At 60.6% G+C, this 19,493-nt stretch carries 14 protein-coding genes; 1 reads left to right on the top strand and 13 read right to left on the bottom strand.

Features of this window, described 5'->3' with window-relative positions:
* The 13 genes from NITLEN_RS17860 to NITLEN_RS06195 form a co-directional block, all read right to left on the bottom strand.
* Positions 1-222 (bottom strand): hypothetical protein (locus NITLEN_RS17860; RefSeq protein WP_146216114.1); only part of this gene is annotated, 222 nt, incomplete at its 3' end.
* A 47-nt stretch (positions 223-269) separates the two neighbouring features.
* Positions 270-692, bottom strand: coding sequence for a response regulator transcription factor (locus tag NITLEN_RS06250; protein ID WP_121988752.1), 423 nt, complete (start codon positions 690-692; stop codon positions 270-272).
* A gap of 77 nt (positions 693-769) precedes the next feature.
* The gene (locus NITLEN_RS06245; protein ID WP_181416680.1) at positions 770-2,155 is read right to left on the bottom strand and encodes a bifunctional folylpolyglutamate synthase/dihydrofolate synthase; all 1,386 of its coding nucleotides are present in this window, start codon (positions 2,153-2,155) and stop codon (positions 770-772) included.
* A gap of 43 nt (positions 2,156-2,198) precedes the next feature.
* Positions 2,199-5,465: a DUF2309 domain-containing protein gene (locus NITLEN_RS06240; RefSeq protein ID WP_121988750.1), complete on the bottom strand. Its 3,267-nt coding sequence runs from the start codon at positions 5,463-5,465 to the stop codon at positions 2,199-2,201.
* Between the two features lie 227 nt (positions 5,466-5,692).
* On the bottom strand, positions 5,693-6,490 hold the full coding sequence (gene cysD, locus NITLEN_RS06235) for a sulfate adenylyltransferase subunit CysD (RefSeq protein ID WP_121988749.1): 798 nt from the start codon (positions 6,488-6,490) through the stop codon (positions 5,693-5,695).
* 14 nt (positions 6,491-6,504) lie between these two features.
* Positions 6,505-8,871, bottom strand: a complete 2,367-nt coding sequence (locus NITLEN_RS06230) for a tetratricopeptide repeat protein (RefSeq protein ID WP_121988748.1) — start codon at positions 8,869-8,871, stop codon at positions 6,505-6,507.
* 182 nt (positions 8,872-9,053) lie between these two features.
* Positions 9,054-9,407: an asparagine synthase-related protein gene (locus NITLEN_RS06225; protein ID WP_121988747.1), complete on the bottom strand. Its 354-nt coding sequence runs from the start codon at positions 9,405-9,407 to the stop codon at positions 9,054-9,056.
* 50 nt (positions 9,408-9,457) lie between these two features.
* Positions 9,458-9,919: a hypothetical protein gene (locus tag NITLEN_RS06220; RefSeq protein ID WP_121988746.1), complete on the bottom strand. Its 462-nt coding sequence runs from the start codon at positions 9,917-9,919 to the stop codon at positions 9,458-9,460.
* A gap of 6 nt (positions 9,920-9,925) precedes the next feature.
* On the bottom strand, positions 9,926-10,891 hold the full coding sequence (locus NITLEN_RS06215; RefSeq protein WP_181416679.1) for an alkaline phosphatase family protein: 966 nt from the start codon (positions 10,889-10,891) through the stop codon (positions 9,926-9,928).
* A gap of 270 nt (positions 10,892-11,161) precedes the next feature.
* On the bottom strand, positions 11,162-12,562 hold the full coding sequence (locus NITLEN_RS06210; RefSeq protein WP_121988744.1) for a sigma-54-dependent transcriptional regulator: 1,401 nt from the start codon (positions 12,560-12,562) through the stop codon (positions 11,162-11,164).
* Between the two features lies 1 nt (position 12,563).
* Positions 12,564-14,546, bottom strand: coding sequence for an ATP-binding protein (locus tag NITLEN_RS06205; protein WP_121988743.1), 1,983 nt, complete (start codon positions 14,544-14,546; stop codon positions 12,564-12,566).
* Positions 14,547-14,672: 126 nt separating this feature from the next.
* Positions 14,673-15,002 carry a P-II family nitrogen regulator gene (locus tag NITLEN_RS06200; protein WP_121988742.1) on the bottom strand — a complete coding sequence of 110 codons (330 nt, stop codon included), beginning with the start codon at positions 15,000-15,002 and terminating at the stop codon, positions 14,673-14,675.
* Positions 15,003-15,103: 101 nt separating this feature from the next.
* On the bottom strand, positions 15,104-16,798 hold the full coding sequence (locus NITLEN_RS06195; RefSeq protein ID WP_121988741.1) for an NADH-quinone oxidoreductase subunit 5 family protein: 1,695 nt from the start codon (positions 16,796-16,798) through the stop codon (positions 15,104-15,106).
* A 918-nt stretch (positions 16,799-17,716) separates the two neighbouring features.
* Here NITLEN_RS06195 and NITLEN_RS06190 point away from each other — a divergent pair.
* Positions 17,717-19,493, top strand: a 1,777-nt coding sequence (locus tag NITLEN_RS06190) for an LEPR-XLL domain-containing protein (RefSeq protein ID WP_121988740.1), incomplete at its 3' end; no start/stop codon positions are given.

The raw sequence follows: 19,493 nt of genomic DNA, 5'->3' as shown, positions 1-19,493 counted from the left end.
GGACTTGAAGTGCCCCAACCCCTTGCCGCTCAACACCACCGTGGCGCCGGGCGTTGCATGGTCCGGCCTGAGCTGGACTTGTTGTGCGGATGCGGTAACCGCGTGCGACGCTTCGGGAAATCCGAGCACCGTGAGTATCAGAGTGACGCTCCAGAGTCTTCGGCACAGCCCCATCGCTCGGCTCACAGATATCCGCTGATTGTCTGGCGTGTAGTCACGCATCTCGTCTTCTCCCATTTCCCATTGGTAATCACAGTCGTCTCCGCTGTTCAACTATCTGCAAACCCTGAGGACGGCACCCACGCAATGAGCAACGCCGACAGTATCCGAGGCTCAACTGGCTTGACCAGGCAGTCCATGGCTCCCCGGCTGCGCCACACACGCCGCAACTCTGGCGTCATCAGTGTGCCCATGATCACGATCGGCAGGTTTCGAACGTGCCGCCGTAGAGCCCTGAGTATTTCGGGGCCGTCCACGCCCTGCGCGGCAACCTCCAAGAACACCGCATCGACTCCGTGGTGCTCCATGGTGTCCAGCGCTTCCCGGCCTGAGGCGGCTTCCAGGACATCCCACTGGCGGTCTCTAAAGAAGGCGGTGAGGCCTTCTCGTCCGTTCGGATCGTCATCCACAATAAGAACTCGTTGGGTGTGCCTCCACGTATGGGCTGAGGCGGTATATCGCTGTGCCGTCATGGATATTCTCTCAGTGCCGTTTCATTGTGGTCCAGGTGCGGTGTCTCAAGAGGATCACCGCATGCCGAAGCGTTTAGCTATATGTCAGCGTTGGATGCGACAGACTGTGCGAGGGGGCGGCAATAGCCCCCCAGTTCCACGGAGCCGGTTACCACAACGAGCCCAAGAGGCCCTGCTGCCTGCACGGCCTTCTGAAACGCTTCAGCGGGGTTATTCGCAATGTCTGTCGACGCCGACGTACAGGATTGCCAGATTGCGGCAAGATCCTCAGGGGCGGCCGCACGATTCTCGGGATATCGGGTGAAGATGGCTCGGTCAGCTTCCGCATCGGCCAGATGCCGGATGATTTTGCCGATCTCTTTCTCTCGCGAAAGCGAGACGAGCAGGACCGTTCGGCGGCCATCACGGATGCTTCGGATCGTTGAGGAGAGATTGGCGGCGGCTGAGGCGTTGTGCGCCCCATCAATCACGATCGTCGGATCCCCGGCCAGCACTTCGCAACAGGTCGGCAACTGAAGTTGCTCGAACGTGCGCCGAAGGACCGGTTCGTCCAATGGAGGAACCAACCCGCGGCATCGGAGAACATCATATGCTGCGACCGCTTGGACCGCATTCGTAGCCATGAATGCCGCAGGCGAATTGACGGTGATGCCGGGCCACGCCTTCGGTCCGACACGCAGTATGGACGTTCCACGATAGCCGGTCCGCACGAAGTTGGTGCTGTCGTAATCCTGTCCCATGAGTAACACCGGCGACTTGAGCCGCTCCGCGCGGGAGAGCACCAGCGACCGGGGCCCGTCTTGCAGTGGGCCGCACACAACCGGGGTGAATGGCTTGATGATCCCGGATTTCTCTGCCGCAATCTGCGCGAGGGTATTTCCGAGGATGTCCATATGGTCAAAATCCACGTTTGTGATGACCGAGACGTCCGGCGCGATGACGTTGGTGGCATCCGCTCTCCCGCCGATCCCGACCTCCACCACGGCATAGTCGATGTTGGCGGCGCGGAATGCGAAGAAGGCCGCGACGGTCAGGAATTCGAACGGGCTCATTGAGACGTCGGCGTCGTCCATCAGCGACTTGAGCTGGTTACAGGCATCCACCAGCTCTTGATCGCCGAGGGGGTGGCCGTTGATCGAGATTCGTTCTCGAAAGTGCCCGAGATGGGGGCTGGTGTAGAGCCCGACCTTCAAGCCGCTCGCTTGGAGCAGCGCCGCAATCATATGGCTGACAGTGGTTTTTCCGTTGGTGCCGGTAATGTGCACGGACCGATAGGCGCGGTCTGGACGATCGAGAGTCTGAAGACATTTGGCGATGGCTCCGAAACGGACGGTGCCGTCGGATGGGCGACCGCTCAGGATGCAGGCGGTTTCGAGTTCGCGTAGAAAATCCGTGATCTCCTGGTATGAGGAGAAGGCGACGGCCCAGTATGGCGGATATTTCTTCGGCTCTCTGTCCGGCATAGACCTCTCCTGCGCACGCATCCCCTGGCTGTCCCGGAGACGCTTACCCCTGTCCGACGCCCGCGCCCGCGAGCTGACCGGCGGACGTCTGAGCGACGGCGTCCCAGCCTCCTGTGCCGTCGTAACGGTAGTAGGTTCGGGTCTCGGGCTCCAGCACGATCAAGCGCAGCCAGTGATTATGAAACAGTGTCTCCAGAAGCGGCTGTCTGAGGATGATGGTGTGCACTCGCGACCGCGGCGCCTCAATGATGGCGGTGAGACGGAGCGGGTCGTGGTAGGGCGTTGAGCCGTTCATGACCGACTGAACAGGCAGTCCCATGCGCAGGTCGCTTTGGTTCCCGGTCATCACGCCGATACGGCCGGTCACGTTGTGGTAGACCTTGCTGCCGCTTCCATAGGTGTCAGGCGCCACGGTAGAGAAATAGTATTCGCTGTTGATCCATTGAGCTACGATCAACGGCGCCGTCATGATGATCTCGAGCAATTTGCCGTCAGGGTCGGCCGCATGGTCATAGGAATGGAGGAACGCGCGGCCTTCCAGCGTGTGACTGGTCGTCAAGCGGCGGTTTCCGATAATGAACCAGCTGTTCCTGGCCAGCCCCCATTCCGGGCGGACTTGAGCCCAGTCACGGCTGCGCCGCTCGATCGCACGAAGCGCCGTATCCCGAACCGGCTTCACTTCGTTGCCAGAGAGTCTGCCATACCGTTCCAGAGCCGCTTCGGCGCCGGCCATCGCGATGTCCTCCAGGACTTGCGCCAATTCCTTGCGGTGGGTGGAGGGTATGTCCTCCAGATCGCCCACATCCAGGCGGTCCGTGGTGGTGTCGTGGCGTGCCGCTACGAAATGGGTGTCGCTTGGGATCGCAAAGCCCCGCGCGGCCAGCAGATCCCGAACTTGCGGCCGATTGGCGATCGTGGCGAACACCCGGGCATTGGGAAGCCCCTGGCTGCCGCCGCAGGCGCCGCAGTCGAGCGCCGATTCGTAGGGGTTGTTTTGAGAGGTACTGCCATGTCCGCACAGAAAGATGAGCCGCGCGAATGAAGAGGTGAGTCCCATCAATCGCAGCGAGGTTTCCACATAGTAGGCTTGCTCGGTGGGGGTGAACCCAGTGCGTGTAATGTGGTCGATCCGTGTCGCGTTGTCGCGTCCCGTCATACGGCATTCGCGGCGGAGACTCTCGAAGATCGTCGCTTTCTGGGGCGGGCTGAGTGTCAGCAGGCGGTCGAGACCGCCGGGCCCCATTGGAGAAGATGGCGCGTCGGACAACGCCTGCAACCGGATGTGCTCCAGCCGCTGAGGTGTCAGTAGAGCCCCTTCTACCTGGTGGTGCGTTCTGAGCCATCGCAAGATTCGCATCCGTTGCTCAGCGGCTACCATCTCATGCGCTTCATGGCGGGTCAGTTTATCCACCGTGACGGACGTGGCCACGGCCGGCATCAGTGTGCGGCGAAACCATTCGGCGATGCGGTGATACCAGTTTGGGAACAGCGTTTTCCCTAGAAGTGACCAGCCGAAGAACCACCCCACGGCCTCGACCATGACATAGGGGGTGATGACGTTATGCTTCAGATCGTGCAGCAGTTCTTGACCGGCTTTCACCGCGGAGACGATGGTTCTGCGGCGCTGGGCCGTGTCGCCGTTGTAGGTTCGAGGGACTTCTCGCAAGACGTGTTTGGGCTTCAACAAAACCGGGCATAGCGCGGTTTCGTGCGGCTCATCGAGAGATCGGTACGCGATGGGCAGGCCAAAAAATCCGGCAAAGCCGTAGGTGTCGTAGCCGCCGCGCTGCTCAAGTTGACGCCGGAACACTTCGGACCGGACGTCGATGCAGAACACAAACTGCGCCAACGATCTGGCGGGAGCCGGTGATTCAGACCGTACGCTTTGAGATTCATCCGGCGTCAGCTTCATGAGCACGGTTCGTTCGGCGGTCAGTTCGGCTGCTTCGAGCCATTTCATGCTGCGCATATGGGGGGGGAATGCGCGCAGCCAATTGGCTAATTGTTCGCGTATATCAGGGGAGGCATCTGTCAGTGCATCGGGGCCAAGGCCCAATGTGTCGGCGAGGCGGGTGAGGGCCTCTGCGAGGGTCTTGGCCGATTGGGCTTGCTGATCGCTCCGTTGTTGGCGATGCCATTTGCGTCCTAGCTGGTCCCAGTCATTCGGCTGCGTTGCGCTCCACGGGCGGCGGAGCCGGCGAGTTTCGACGACGGCCTGCTTGGAGGCCTGCCCCGCGTTCAGGACACGTCTGAACCAGAAGGCATAGGGGAATCGGTGCGTATAGGCATGGAGGGCTTGGAAGTTTCCCGGGTATCCGAGTTCCGATCGGCAGGCAAGGTCGATCAACTCGCGCTCGTAGAACAAGCGGACCGCGAGATATTTGACCAAGTCAATGCGATAGGCCTCTTGCCACGGATCCGCTGTCTGGTCGGCGCGCCATTTGATGAAGCCCGACCAGCCGGGTAGGGCGGTCAGATGCAGGGACAGATAGTCTTGCCACAAGGCCTTGGGGATCTGCATCAGGTGGAGTGATTCCAGAAGGGCGTCTTCCGGACGGTCTGAGAGCGCCCGAATCTTTTCCGCTGATTGTCTGATACCCAGCAGCGAGAGTGTCCAGTCGTGCTGTACGGACATTTTCCAGGCTCGAAAAAACGTTTCCTCCCGATGGGGCATCGACCAGGCCGCTTCTCCTTCGTCGCAGAAGGCGACGCACCACTTGATCATCTCGCGGTCTATCCGTTCCACAATGCGGATACCGAGCGTGCGGTCGCACCAGGTCGCTAAGGTTTCACGAAAAGGCCATTCCGTGGAGTGAGCCTGACGTCGGGTTGGCGGCTGTGGCCGTTGGTCTGCAGACGGGAGCTGCTCCATCCAGGCGTTCACGAGCGCGAGCGACCGTTCCGCATCCATTTCGGCGAGAGCTGATGTCCGCGAGAGGAATTCCGACGGCTCAATATCGTGAATCAGCGCCGCGCGTAAAACATCGCGATGTGACAGGATCCGGGATCCCAACGGGATGGAGTCATCGAGTACCAATGGCGCCAGGGCCTGGTCAATCGCATCGTCGGAGATACGCCCTGCGCGATGGGCCTCACGATAGAGCTGAGGCGACAGGTAGCCGGCTCCGCCGAATCGCTCGGTCCCTAGTTGGACGGCTTGAGAAAATGGCAGATGTTCAAGCCCCTGTAGCGGGTTGCGGGAGATGAACGTCCGCATCGGCCAGAGCCGGGCCACGACTTCTCCGGCCAAGTTCACGTAGGAGCGTAACTCCATACGGTCGGTGTCCGTGCAATGGTGTGAGCGGTTCATGATTCCCCCGTGATGACCGTACGGTTCAGCAAGAATGAGGCCGACCGCTATCTGACAGAGAGAGCGCCGTGTTCGCAGGAAAATCAGGAAAGAACAACCCGGCCGAATTCACGTGCGTGCGATGGGTCAATGGCCAGTCTGTTCGGCGGTGCAAGGATGCACGTGAGTGCGACCGCGCACGGCCTGGGATTGGCGTCAGCCGGTGAGGGTTGCGGAGGCGGCTTGGATTACATGTGCCCCAGCTTACGGAGCGTCTCCATGCCGCGCCCTTCATCCTGCGCCCGGCCGGATCGCTCGGCGATAGTCGTGCTGCGCAGTTCGGTGATGATTTGTGGGATCGTGTTGGCGCAGGAATTGACGGTTCCGGTGCAGGGGACGCATCCCAGGCTGCGATAGCGCGTGCCGGCGCCCCGGTCGAAATACAATTTCGGAAGAGACACCCGTTCTTGTTCGAGGTATTCCCAGATGTTCAGCTCGGTCCAGTCAAGCAGCGGGTGCACGCGCACATGCGACCCGGCGGGAAACGTCGTTTTGTATTGGTCCCACAGTTCCGGGGGCTGGTCGCGGAAGTTCCACTCGCCGTGCTGGTCGCGCAATGAAAAATAGCGTTCTTTTGCTCGCGTGCCTTCCTCATCGGCGCGAATCCCCAGAATCACGGCCGTCCACTTGTGCGTCGCGATGGTGTGTTTGAGCGCCTCGATCTTCATCGCCGTGCAGCAGGTGACGCGGCCTCGGTCAGGGCCCATGCCGCCGGCCAGGGCCTCCCGGTTTTGGCCGACGACGAGATTGAGGTGCCACTCCTTGGCGAGGCGATCGCGATAGTCGATCAATTCCGGCATTTCGTAGCCGGTATCGATGTGCACGAGCGGAAACGGCACGTGACCGAAGAACGCTTTCCTGGCCAGCCATAACAGCACCGTCGAGTCCTTGCCCATCGACCAGAGCATGGCGAGCTCGTTGAAGTGTTTGTAGGCTTCGCGAAGAATGTAGACGCTCTGATCTTCCAGCTCTCTGAGGTGTTGCACGGGGATGCCCCTTTTCAATAGGCCGCCGGCCCGGAGAGTGTGCGATTCGACACGAGATCGAGCAGATGGAGTCCGTCGAATTGTGCTGCGGTCTGCCCAAGTGTAATCAGTCCGATTGACCCTTCCTGTGTGATCCACTCGTCCGCCACCGCGGCGACTTGAGCGCCGTCGACAAACACACTCAGGCGTCCGCGATCCAGGTGAAGGAAGTTGATCCGTTGCACCCGCAGGCTGTGCCATGGCCGCTGGGCGAGCTTCACGGTGATTTCTCCCAGCACGATCGTGCGGCCGTCGGTGACGCGGCGCGTGGTCAGCTTGCCGGTCGAGGGGCTGAGCGTGACGGAGTAAAAGTTTTGATTATCGCGCACCGCCAGGGCGAGCCCGGCTTCCCCGCCGCTGCCTGGTGATAACTCGGCGAGTTGTACCGTGGCGTCCGGATAGGTGGTGCGGATGCGATCAGCCAACAGGAGATGGGCGCAAGTATCCGTCCCGCAGGGGCGGTCTTGGATGACCAATTGGCCAGGTACGGGGAGCTGTCCGTCAGGCCGCACACGCCAACCCGCGGTGTCGGCTCCGGGCGTACTCAGCACGACGAATCCGGTTGGCACGGTCTCGGGCGCATCCTGATCGAAGTTCCACTGCCAGACGATATCCTGCTGCGGGGGCTTCGCGTGGACTTCTACGTTGAGCACGTCGGGGGCGCGCACCGGCGTCGGCAGTGTCACGCGCCGGCCGTCAGGGACCAACGCCTTCACTACATCGTTTCCGACGAGGTAGGGCCACAAGCCGGTCACGCCGCTCAGATGTTCATGATGGTCTTTCACCGCATGGAGCCGCGCGTCCAGGCCGTCGGGCGTTCGGGTGACGGACAAGGCTTCAGCCAGCAGCAGGGCTTGAGCCGGCACCAATCGCGCGATCGGGGTATCGGCCAGTTCCATCGCCTGGCGCGCTTCGTCCTGAGCCTGTTGAAGCCAGGGATGATCGTAGCGCCGCTCCCAGCTCACCCATTGAATGCGGTCCCAGGCAAGGTCCGCGAGCAACCGGCTGCGTGCCGGGCGATTCTCTTTTCCTATGGCGAGCAGGAGCGGCTCATGGAGCGCAAGGGCCGACGGCACATCGTTATTCCACCGGTGGAGCAGGCCCAGTTGGCGCTGTAATTCCGGTGACGCGGTTCCGGTTCCGACCGCAGCTTCAAGCGCTTGAAAGGCAGCATAGAAGGCGTCCGCCGCAGGTGAATGTCCGACGGCGACGTCGGTCAGTTCCTGGCGCCAGGTCTGGGCCAGCAGATTCCAGTACAGCTCCGCTACCTGCCGCTTCATGGCTTCATCAGCCGCGCCGATGCCTGCCTTCGCCAGTCCTTCGCGGAGGAAGGACTCGAATTCGAGCGTGCCCAGTTGGGCATTTACCTGAGGATCGGTTGGATCGAGGGACAACAGTGAGGCGAACAGCGCCCGCTTTTCTCGCTTGTCCGCTGTCAATTCCGCTTGCTTGAGCACAGCGGAATATCGCTCGCCCGCCAGGGCGCGGGTCCACCACCTGGCTGAGCCCAGGACGAACTGCCCCCTGATCTCGGGCTGAAGCGCTGCATCGGTTGGGTTGATGCCATAGGATGTCGCGGGGATATGCGGCGCATCGGGGAGAACTTCGTTGACGACGGCGCGATCCTCCGCGTAGCCGAGGCGGCGTAGATTGCTGACGACGACCAGCCGGATGACGACACTGTGGACCGGCTGGTAGCGGCGAGCCGATCCGCTGGCCCACCAGACTTCATTGGGCGCCAGGGCACTGGGTGCGGCGAAGGGATCCGGGTACGTGACGACCAGTTCGACCAGTGTGCCGCCGACTGTCGAGGGCATGGCGGTGCCTTGAGCGATAGCAATGGGACGTGTCGGGGAGACGGTGCGGAGTTCGACCGTCGGCGGTGTCGCGAGGCTGGATCGGACTGCGGCGGGCGATAGGAAGAGCGCGGGGGGATAGTCTTTCCAGAGACTGGCGTGGCGATGGGTTTCTGACAGCAGACCCAAGCTGCGCCCGCGCGCCGTCGAGCCGAGCACGCCTGGCTCGACGGTGTCTTCAAGCATGGCGCGATAGGCGTTTACGGTGTCGTCGTAGCAGGTGCGCGCGACCCGTTTTCGATTGTCCGGCGACCCGGCCCCCGCCGCGCGCAAGCGGCTGAGGCAGCCTAAGTCGAGGCGGGCCCAATCATCGGCGCGGTTCGTTGCCAAGGCGTTGGCATACCGCAACGCCAGGCGGGCCGCTTCGTTTGCGTGAGTGTTCCACGGTGCGTTTCCAGCCGCCGCACACTCGCCGTGGCTCAGTGTCAGCCCAGCTATTGTCAGCAGCATGAACAGCCGCTTCGTTACATGACGGTGCGTTTCCATAGTGCCTCACTGGTACTGGGTTAGGCTGCGTATAGATGCTCCAGCGGTTCCCCATACGGATAGGTCCGCCTGCATCGCATGAGTACGCGTGGTGTTCCCTGGCCCTTCCACGCAATGATCGTGCGGCGATGAGTCGTCACGACTTCCTCTGGCGTGGTGGGCTGGGTCATCGGGCTCACTCATCAATGTCCGGATGGGCGCAGAGCCGGATCGCCCTTCAGGAGGTTGGACAACGTTTCAAACTGGGCCACGTTGAATAGTTCTTGCGCTACGTCCACATGTCCGGTTCGGTGTCGCTGAAGGCTCCGCGCGATGGCCCTCACGTTGTAGATGCCTCGCTCGCGCATGGCTCGGGTCGCCAGAAGGTCCTGCATGGGTTCATAGAGGTCATGCGCGAACCATGCCCTGGTTGGGACGGGGAATCCCATCTTGTCGACGCGTGTCCGAACAGACTCCGGGATGCGGTGGCGCATCGCTTCCCGGAACACAAATTTGTTCCAGTGTGCCGAGCGATCAGAGTCGGGAGCTACGGACATTCAGTATCTCGGTTGCATCACGGCGTTCAGCGCGCCTCTCCGTCCCTGGTTCAAGGAGTGAGTGAGTATTCGGGCGTTCCCCCGTATGGGTAGGTTCGTTTGCATCGCACGATCAGCGTTGAGGTGCCCCGTCCCTCCACGCATTGATTGAGCGAGGGGGCATACTCCACCATGCCCGCCGGCGTGACCTCGAAGGGAAAATCGAAGGTGAAGCTGATAAATTTGTACCGGCCAGGCTGTAACTGAAGCAGCCGGGGCTCCGTCGTCCGATAGGCATCGGATGTTTCAGGATCGGACGTCCAGATCGACGGAGTCACTCCCGGCACGTGCCACCAACTTTGCGACACAATCGCCGTCGCATCAATCGTAATGGCATACGTCCGTTCTTCGGCCTGGAGTCCATCCGCCTGCGCCGTGAGTCCTCCGGTGGCAACGGCCAGCAGGCTGGCGAAGGCGCCGACCGCCAGTGCGGCGGTTCGCTTGAGGTGCCGTCTCTGGGTCACATTATTCATAATCGCCTATCGTCCTCCCGTCGAAGTCACGGCGCCGCCGGGTGTGTCGCGAAAGATTTCCTCGACGGCGCGGCTCTCCCACTCGGTATGCGTGGCAATCTGAAAGGCGCGCAGTATGGTGGCGCCGGTATCGATAATCGAAACAGGCTGGCGAATCACATGCCCGTTCTTGATCCCAGCTCCGGAGGCGATCCATGGGACGGGTGATGAGACGGTGGTGGACGCTCCCTGCCGCGCACCGGTTCCGCTCAAAGACGTCACGAACACCGTTGTGTGCGCGAGCAGCCCGTGGTCGTTGAACATCGCGAGTACCGACGCCATTGCGTGATCCACCGATCGCAGCGCTGCACGATGTTCCTTCGAGTCCCATCCGTGGGCGGTGCCGGCGCGTCCCGCATCCGGCAAGTGCACGACGAGGAGATGCGGCAGCGCCAGGATCGCGTGGCCATAGCCGTGCCCACTCGACGCTTTCCGGAAGTATTGTCTGATGTAGGACACGAGCCGCTCCGGACTGCATTCTCGCTTCAGCGGTCCGCACACCTGATAATCGGTGTAGGGTTCCGGCTTCGCGAGCTGGTAGAGCGACTCGTCCATGAAGAAGATGGCGCTGTCCAGGCCTCTGCTCAGGTCGAGGTAGTCGAAGATTGTCGGAGGTCGTGGATAGCCCCGGCTGAATTCGAACGTGTCCCAGGTCATGCCGTGCTGCTCAACCGGAAGCCCGGTAAGGAGGGAGGCCATTGCGGGGAGACGGTTTGGAGAGGCGACCATACCGGCCGACCAAGTCGCGGCTCCTTCCTTAGCCAAACGCGAGAGGGCAGGCATCGGTCCGGTTTTCAAGGATTGTCGATCAACCCCTTCGAGGACGAACAGAATCACCTGCTCCGTGGGCGAGGGATCCGCCGCATCCGATGCCGAGCCTGGCGCGAACAGGCCGGCCACGAGCACGGCGAAAATGGTGAGCCTCAGTATCATTGCGGTCTCCAGATTTGGACTTGCGCCGTTTTGTTCGGAGAGCATCGGCCCTTGCTTGTCGAGTGCGGCGCGTCGATACCGGATCAATGCAATCGCCGGTCCTGCTGCGTTCGTGCGAGAGGGGCGTCATAAAGCGTACGATTTTAAGGGGTAATGAGGGGCGCAGGTTCCGATGGTCTCAACGCGAGTCGGAGGTATCGGGAGTTAGGTGCGTAGATGCACGTGCGATATTGCAGTGCGGTGCGCCAGCGCTCTCACCCTTGGTTGGGTCTACGGTTTCCGGCGCCGGTCGAGCATCCAGCGGGTGATACCGAGGTGTTTGGCCGCGAGGGTTTTGTTCCCGTCAGAGCGCTGAAGGACTTCGGCGATAATGCGGTCTTCCAGATCCGCGAGCGATTGTTTGCCGAGTTGAAACGTCAGGTGCACGCTGTTCGGGTCGTCCGGATGGGGGGAGGCCGGCGCGGAGAGGGCCTTTGCGTGAGGACTCATGGACTGATGGGCTTCCACATCGGCCGGAAAATGTTCGGCTTCGAGCGAGTCCCCCTGACAGAAGAGCACGGCCCGCTCGATGAGGTTGCTCAGCTCGCGAACGTTGCCGGGAAAGGCGTAGCGGCGCAGGACCGCGCGGCCGCTTTCTCCGAGTACGCGCACCGGCTTTTTAAGGGCGACCGCGGAGCGGGCCATGAATTGTTCGGCGAGGGGGATGATGTCCTCGGCCCGTTCGCGGAGCGGCGGGACGGTCAAGGTGACCACATTCAATCGAAAGTAGAGATCTTCGCGGAACTCGCCTTTCGCCGCCGCCTCCTTGAGATTGCGATTAGTCGCGGCCATGAATCGGACGTCGACCGGAATTGTCGCTGATCCGCCGACGCGGCGGAGGGTCCGCTCTTCGATGACGCGGAGAAGCTTGGCCTGTAACGGAAGCGGGAGATCGCCGATCTCATCGAAGAGGACCGTCCCACCCTCGGCCATCTCGATCAATCCGGTCTTGCGTCCCAGGGCACCGGTGAACGACCCCTTTTCATGGCCGAACAATTCGCTTTCAAACAACTCGCGGGGGATCGACGGACAGTCCACCTCGATACAGGGCTTCTGTCCCCTGGCACTGTTGTGATGAATCACGCGGCTCATGTACTGCTTGCCGGTGCCGGTTTCGCCTTGAAGCAGCACGGTGACGCGATCGCTTTTGGCCAATTCCCTGAGCTGGCTCAGAAACGCCAGCGTGGCGGGGCTCTTGCCAGTGATGCGATCCAGCGCATACCGTTCCGTGTTGTGCCCGCTCTGCAACCGAACCTGGCGTTGCAGGGTGAGCAGCTCGGTCGCCCGGCGGAGTGCGTGGTGCAAATCTTCCATGTCGATGGATTTCGCGACGAAGTCGAAAGCTCCGAGTTTGGTCGCTTCCACTGCGTCTTTGACCGTGCCTCGTGCCGTTAAGAGGATGACCAGCAGATGGGGCGACATCTGTTTGACCCGGGCCAGGACATCGAGGCCGGAGAGGTTCGGCATGACCAGATCGAGGATGAGAATGTCTGGCTCGAACGAGCGCAGCAGCGCGAACGCTTCTTCCCCTGAGTCGGCGGTCTGCACGACGTACCCTTGATCGTTCAGCCGGAGCGCAAAGGCTTCGCGAACGGAGGGCTCGTCTTCCACCAGAAGCAATTGCCAGCTCATGTTAGGCCTCGTGTGTCATCGGCAGCCACACCTCCACTACCGCGCCGCTGCCAGGCGGGCTGTCAATGGACAGCTGTCCGCCGTGGCGCTCGACGATGTCGTGCGTGATCGTCAGACCGAGTCCGACGCCTTTGGCCTTGCCGTTGGTGAAGAAGGGTTCGAAAATCCGCTCCAAGTTGTCCGGCAGAATCCCTTTGCCGGTGTCCGAGAAGCGCAGCAGGACGCCGGCGCCGCGCTTGGTTGCGGGACTGATCGTGATTGCCAGTTCGCCTCCGTCGGGCATGGCGTCGATCGCATTCATCGTGATGTTTAGGCACACCTGCTGAAGATGGGCGCGTGAGGCCTCAATAGTCCGCACGCCGTCCGCGATGGTCTTTCGCACCGCGATGCGCTGTTTGGAGAGGTTGGGGCGAAGCAAGGCCAGCGTGTCGTCGATGAGCGAGGGAAGGTCGCAGGGGCGAAGATCGAATGGCCGCGGCCGCATCTGTCCCAGATGAGATTCAAGTAGCTCGTCGATTCGGGCCGCTTCGCGTGCGATAAGACGGCAGCGGTCCCTGGCGGACTGAGGGAGCTGACTTTGCTCGGCAAGGTGGGTGGCGAGGCTGCCGAGGCCGATCAGGGGGTTGCGCACTTCATGTAAGATGCCTCCGGCCAATTGTCCTACGAGCTTGATTTGCTCGGTATGGCGGAGCGCTTCCAGCATCTGTTCCCGCTCGCTCAAGTCGGTGAGAATGGCCATATAGAATTGGGTGGTGCCGTCCCGGTCTTTTACGGGGCTGACGCTTTCCCAGACTAGAAACTCAGAGCCGTCTTTGCGCCGGTTGACGAAGCGGTCGACGAACGGTTGCCCTGAGCGGAGGGTCTCCCACAGGCGGCCGTAAAATTCCGGGGTGTGCTTGCCGGATTTTAGAATGCCGGGGCGCCGGCCCAGGGCTTCCTCGCGGGGCCAGCCCGTCATCCGTTCCAGCGCGGGGTTCCATTCCAGGATGCGGCCGTCGGTGTCAGTGAGCAGAATGCCGTCTTGCGCCGACATAAAGAGCCGGTGATAGAGATCGCGCTGGGTGTCGGCTCGCCGCCGCCGTTCCAGTACCGTGGCGACCGTGTTCGCGACTGCGCAGAGGAACTCCTGTTCTTTCTCGGTGAAGTCTCGCACCTGTTTGGCATGAGCGGTCATGACGCCGTAGACACGGTCTTCGACGAGCATGGGGACGCACATGCCGGCGATGCCGCCATGTTCCGTGAGGAGCTTGGAGGGGGTAAATCGAGTTTCGTTTCGGAGATCGCGTACGACAACGGGCAGCCGCTCGCGAATAGCAAAGCCGGCTTGCGAATGGGTGCCGCCTTCGATCGTCAGTTTGCCGATCAGTCCCTCTTCGAGGCCGATTCCCGCCACGACGACGAGGTGGTCGTCGGACTCTCTGGCGATCAGGATTTTGCACAATTCCAGGTGCAGCGCGTGGGCTGTATGCCGCACGGCCTCGTTCATCAGATCGTGAGCCGAGGCATCGCTGACAGCGAGGGTGCCAATCTTCGCCAACACCGATTGGAACCGTGCGACTTGGGAGGCTTCGTGCGCAAGGAGGGTTCTCTCCGTCACGTCCTGCAGGAGGAGGAGTACGCCGGTGCCGCCGTGGAAGGGGACCACGTTGAAGCGACATTCATAGATCAGCGGATGTCCGTCACGACCGGCCAGGTGATAGGCCGTGGTGCCGCGTGTCCCCAGGGAGGCCTCGTTCCACGCGCGGGCGTCGGCGAACAAGCGCGCGCGTAAAGACCCGCCGGGCTTCATCGCGGACAGAGCTGCCTCGTCCGGTGTTTCGACCAGTGCGCCGAACTGTGCATTTTCAAAAAACAGGATGCCGCGGGCGATCAGGCAGAGTCCCCCCTCGATGCAGTCGCTGACCCACGCCAAAATTTCGGCGGCGGCGATTTCCGGTTGTGCCACGGTGGGTTCGCGGGAACCGCCGGATTGGGCGGATGGCATATCTCGGTGGTCCCTATGAATCGGGCTGGTGGTGATGCTCGGACTCGATCACGATTCGATGCAGTATACCGAGTTGACGGTAAACCCGTCGAGAGAACAGTGCGGGAGTCCGGCTGAGCGGGCGGCTCATGCGGGGGCAAAATGTTCTCGCCGGCTGACCGTCACGTCGGTCACGAACATGGCGCCGGAATGGCGATTGAAAAGCGGACCCAGGCCGGCCAGGATCGGCTCCACTTTGTTTTCCGGAACGACGGTGAACACCATGACCTGGCTGCTCGTGTCGTTGAACAACAGGTGTCCTTCGTGAAATCCATGGTGGCCCTTGCCCGAGATATTATTGATGAGGGTATAGCCGGTCGCGCCGGTCCGGTCCAGCAGGTCTGTAATAAACTTCAACTGGTCGCCTTGTACGATGATTTTGATTTCTTTCATCGGATGCAATGTCAGGCCGCTCATGGTGACTCCTTCCTCGGTTGAGACTCTTTCATATCCGACGTGTCCGCGTCGGCGCTTCAGGATCCGGTTTGGTCTTGCTCGACATCACGGGTCTTCCCGCGTCAGCGGGGTATCCGGCGAGAAGCCGGGCGTATCGGCGTGAGCTTCGGGCGCAGGGCCCGCAACAGATCTTCGATATAGAGGCCGCCGAGGAACGCCACGTAGAGACGGGTGTGCAGGGTGCCGAGCCACGCCGGCCACATCGGCCGGTAGCCGTGAGCGTGGCCGTAGAGCAGTATCCAGACTCCGATGATGATCAGGGCCGATAGAATAACGATGCTATCGAAGAGGCCCTGGTGCCAGGCGGCCGCTTGGAAATAGGCGGCGACATGTTCCGGTGCCGGATACAGGAAGTGCGTAAAGGCTTCTCCCGCCCAGAGATAGGTCAATCCGATGAAGGTCAGGGTCGCGAGCATTGTGAGCGAGATCTTCCAGGAGGCGACGATGTTCAGCCGGTAGAGACTGAAGATGGCTTGTGCCGAAGTTACCCAGGCAAAGAACAGAAAGATCATGCTGCTCTGTGATTCGAACAGGGAAATATGGACGAGGCCGTGAGCCATCAGCAAAATCAACAACGGCAGGATGAGCGTGATGGCGAGTCCGGTTCCCCAGGGAACGAATGAGAACGCCGGGGTGTCGCCGGCGCCGCGAGACTCGGGCAGCCTATACTCGGTTCGGGCTTTGTGAATGTGATCTCCTGAATTCAAGAACAGCGTGGCTTTGAAGAGACCGTGGGCGCAGAGATGAAAGATCGCGAGCGCGAAGGCGCCCAGGCCGCATTCCATGACCATATAGCCCATCTGTCCCATGGTGGAGTAGGCGAGTGTGCGCTTGATGCTCGATTGGGTCAGCATGGTCGAGGCGCCGATCAACGCGGTCAGCGCGCCCACCACGAACAGCACGTAGAGCGTGGTGGGTGCTTGGCCGAACAGCGGCGCCAGGCGGTTCACCAGAAACCCCCCGGCATTCACGATGCCGGCATGCAGCATCGCCGATACAGGTGTCGGCGCTTCGATCGTGCCGGGCAGCCAGCTATGGAATGGAAACTGAGCGGACTTGGTCATAATCGCGATGACCATCAGCAGGGTGCTGCTCGTGATCGCATCCAGTTCAAACCGGGTTCCGGTCCAGATGGTCGGACGGCTCGGCATCGCCTCGATGGCATGGAACAGCGTCGTCAAATCGAGCGTGCCGAAGGCCGCATAGAGCACCGCGATTGCTAGCAGGAGTGCGACATCTCCGAATCCTTGGATCAGCAGCGTTGTCCGTCCGGCTTGGCGGGCCGCTGCATTGGCGTGGTGAAAGGAAATAAAGGAGGCGAGCAGCCAGGTCATGGTGTGCCAGGCGAGGAAGAGCCACACGAGGTGTCCGCTCATGACCAGGGTCAGAAGCACGAAGGTCAGTAGGCTGAGCAGACTGAAGAATCGGATATAGCCCTGATCGCCGTGCATATAGCGCTGTGAATACAGGTGAATCACGAGGCTCACGCCGGTGATGAGGACCATCATGACGGCGGCAAGCCGATCGACGAGGACCGTGTAGGACAGAGGTTCGGCGCGCGACACGGAAAACGTGAGGAGGAGAGGCCCGCTCTGAACGACATGATAGAGAGAAGCTAGTGCCGCGAATGTTGACAACGCCAAGGCGCTGACCCCGAGCGCCGAGCTTTTCTCGCCCAGTGTAGCCCCGAGCAGAACGATCAGGCCGCTAGCGAGAAGTGGTGCTCCTGCTGCAACGATCGGCAAAATGAAGTCCATGCGCCATCCTTTGAAGTGGATCGTGATGTGAAAGACATCATCAGCAAGAACAGGACCCGTGGGTCGTGGTCGCAGGTTGTTGATCTAAGTTGCAGGAGTACCGTCACAATTCTGAAAAGTAGGTGCGGGGCAGTTGCTGTAGCAGATGGGCGTCATCGTGGGATGAGCGGAAGGTCCGTGCGTGGGCGCACCGCAGTGCACTCGCGCACAAACGAGTGTGAGCCTCAATGCGTAGTGATCGGACGAGTCTGGCTGAAAGCTGTTGCAGTGCGATTGTGTGAGCGGGGCGGAGGAAGCGGGAATTCAGCGACGCACTTCATTTTGGGAGCAGCTCAATTCCTGACAGCCATTCTTGCCTTTATTTGTGGACTAACCGTCCTGTTGCTCAGGCAAGGGCGTTGCCGTGGTGTGTGGGCCAGCGGTCTATCCTTCTCAGGGTGATTAGTGCCCGGTAATGTTCTTGGGGCCTTGAGGGGGAAACCGTTCATCGGTAATGACCTTGATGGGCAGGGAGGCTCAGTGGGCTGCGCCCATCGTCAATGGGAATGGTCTGTGTGATAGATGGTGTCTCGATCTAGAGGTGTCAGCCTCGCATTGCTGTTGAGCCCGCAGTGTTTCTGTAGCCTGCCGAGCGTTAGCGGAAGAGGACGGCACCCCGCTCATTTTCGTAGTGTTTCTCTCAATACGGATCTGCTCATTCCAAACCTCCTTCGATGGGCGGATAAATGTATTCACGTAATGCATCCATTTGTATGGAAATATAGTTTATTGAGGCTCCCAAAGTCATTGACCTTGTGCAAGGCGAGCCTGTACCTTATGCGCCTGTTCGGAATGCAACAGATCGCATATCTAATAAGATGGAACACTGGATGATCGAGTAGAGTGCCTGCACAGTGTCCCTAAAATGAGGAGTGTCGTATGAGCCTCGCACAGTTGTTCTACGCGAAACAGGCCTATTGCCGAGCGATGCGTTGGGTGCGGCAATGGCGGCAACAGCGGCGCACTCCCCATCCAACCCGTTCATTCATGATTGAACCGCTCGAACCGCGGCTGCTCATGTCGGCCAACCCGGCAACACTAGCGACCGTTACACTGACCAACGCCGCCAATCTGCAACCTGCCATAGTCGAAGGCGCCCAATTTCCTCCCGGTGCATTTGCCGCAACGGGAGGGTCACGTCTTCATGAAAGTTTCACCACTGCTGGTGAAGTCGATGCGTTCTACTTCGATGCAACCGCCGGGCAGCATATGGCGCTTGAGTTGATGCCGCATGCATCGGCCATTCAAGGCCGGGTTGAAATTCTCGATCCCAATGGCGTCTCAATTGGTTCGGTCGATGCAGGCACCGCCGGCGGCTACGTGTTATTGCAAGATAAAGTTCTGAGCCAAACAGGTCGTTACACAATCGAGTTTGAAAGCCTGAACGGGACTGGAACCTACGACGGCAATGTCTTCGTCGGAACGACCGCTTTGCCGACCGTCGCGGCGACGACAAATAACTGGATCAATGCAGCGGGAGGCAACTGGAGTGTTGGCGCGAATTGGAGCCGTGGCGTTGCGCCAACAACAGTAGACATCGTTGGGGTCACGCTTGACGGCACCTACACCGTCACGATGGATGTGAGTTCCACGATTACAGGACTAGTCCTTGGCGGGAGTCTAGGGACTCAGTCTCTCGCTATCGGCGCCCAGTCACTCTCACTTTCCGGGATCAACAATCCTAGTCTCGTTGGGGCACATGGAATACTCAGTCTAAGTAGTGGCACGTTGAGCCGAGCGGGCGAGGTAGACATCAACGGCGCTATAAACTGGGCAGGTGGAACCATAGGCGGAACAGGATTCGTGGTTCTGGGACAAACCGGAACGATGGCCGTAACCGGAAACGCCCACACGCTCATTGGCACATTCGAGAATCAAGGAACGACGACGTGGTCAGCTTCCAACATCACGATGAGCGGAAGTACCTTCCTCAATAAAGGCAGCGTCCTCGCAACGACAGCCCCTTCTACGACCTTGTCGATGCAAGGCGGAGTGACGGGAGGAACCAACTCGTTTATCAACCAAGGGATTCTTCAGAAGCAAGGCACCGGGACCCTTGGCGTCACAACCAGCAGCACGGCGGTGAATTTCGACAATAGCGGGCTTGTGGATGTGCAGGCGGGCACCTTCAATCTTGAACAGGGAAGCGCCAGCCATGGTCAATTCAACATAGCGTCTGGAGCGACCGTGGCCTTTTCAGGAGGGAGAACCTATACCTTCCTGACCGGCACCACCGTGACCGGGCCCGGCGCTGTACAAGTCAACAACGACAATCTCGTCGTCAATGCGGATCTGTCGATAGCAAACCTCTCCCTCAGTAGCGGTAGCGTAGGAGGCACAGGGACTCTGACGCTGATGGGAGCCTCGACGTGGAGTGGCGGGACGCTGAGCGGGACGGGGCGAACGCTCATTGCCTCGACGGGCTCGTTGGATATTACGAGCGGTGTGACACTGAGTCGGGTGCTGGAGAATCAGGGGACGGCGACGTGGACGGCGGGGGGGCTGCAATTCAACAGCGGCCAACTTCTCAACACGGGCACGTTCAGCGCGAACAGCGCCGGCACTTTGCAGGCCTATGGAACCGGCGGGACTAATAACCGGTTCACCAATCAAGGCATCTTCCGCAAACAAGGCGTGGGTACGGTCAGCATCCAGA

The sequence above is a fragment of the Nitrospira lenta genome, from assembly GCF_900403705.1.
In the GTDB taxonomy this organism is placed as follows: domain Bacteria; phylum Nitrospirota; class Nitrospiria; order Nitrospirales; family Nitrospiraceae; genus Nitrospira_D; species Nitrospira_D lenta.
The sequence above is the reverse complement of the archived record's forward strand: the minus strand, read 5'-3'. Positions and strand labels throughout refer to the sequence as shown.

Bases quoted from the DNA above. Each gene is read 5' to 3' on its own strand.
- NITLEN_RS06250 (WP_121988752.1), bottom strand. From the start codon at position 692: ATGACGGCACAGCGATATACCGCCTCAGCCCATACGTGGAGGCACACC.
- NITLEN_RS06245 (WP_181416680.1), bottom strand. From the start codon at position 2,155: ATGCCGGACAGAGAGCCGAAGAAATATCCGCCATACTGGGCCGTCGCC.
- NITLEN_RS06240 (WP_121988750.1), bottom strand. From the start codon at position 5,465: ATGAACCGCTCACACCATTGCACGGACACCGACCGTATGGAGTTACGC.
- NITLEN_RS06230 (WP_121988748.1), bottom strand. From the start codon at position 8,871: ATGGAAACGCACCGTCATGTAACGAAGCGGCTGTTCATGCTGCTGACA.
- NITLEN_RS06225 (WP_121988747.1), bottom strand. From the start codon at position 9,407: ATGTCCGTAGCTCCCGACTCTGATCGCTCGGCACACTGGAACAAATTT.
- NITLEN_RS06220 (WP_121988746.1), bottom strand. From the start codon at position 9,919: ATGAATAATGTGACCCAGAGACGGCACCTCAAGCGAACCGCCGCACTG.
- NITLEN_RS06215 (WP_181416679.1), bottom strand. From the start codon at position 10,891: ATGATACTGAGGCTCACCATTTTCGCCGTGCTCGTGGCCGGCCTGTTC.
- NITLEN_RS06210 (WP_121988744.1), bottom strand. From the start codon at position 12,562: ATGAGCTGGCAATTGCTTCTGGTGGAAGACGAGCCCTCCGTTCGCGAA.
- NITLEN_RS06205 (WP_121988743.1), bottom strand. From the start codon at position 14,546: ATGCCATCCGCCCAATCCGGCGGTTCCCGCGAACCCACCGTGGCACAA.
- NITLEN_RS06200 (WP_121988742.1), bottom strand. From the start codon at position 15,002: ATGAGCGGCCTGACATTGCATCCGATGAAAGAAATCAAAATCATCGTA.
- NITLEN_RS06195 (WP_121988741.1), bottom strand. From the start codon at position 16,798: ATGGACTTCATTTTGCCGATCGTTGCAGCAGGAGCACCACTTCTCGCT.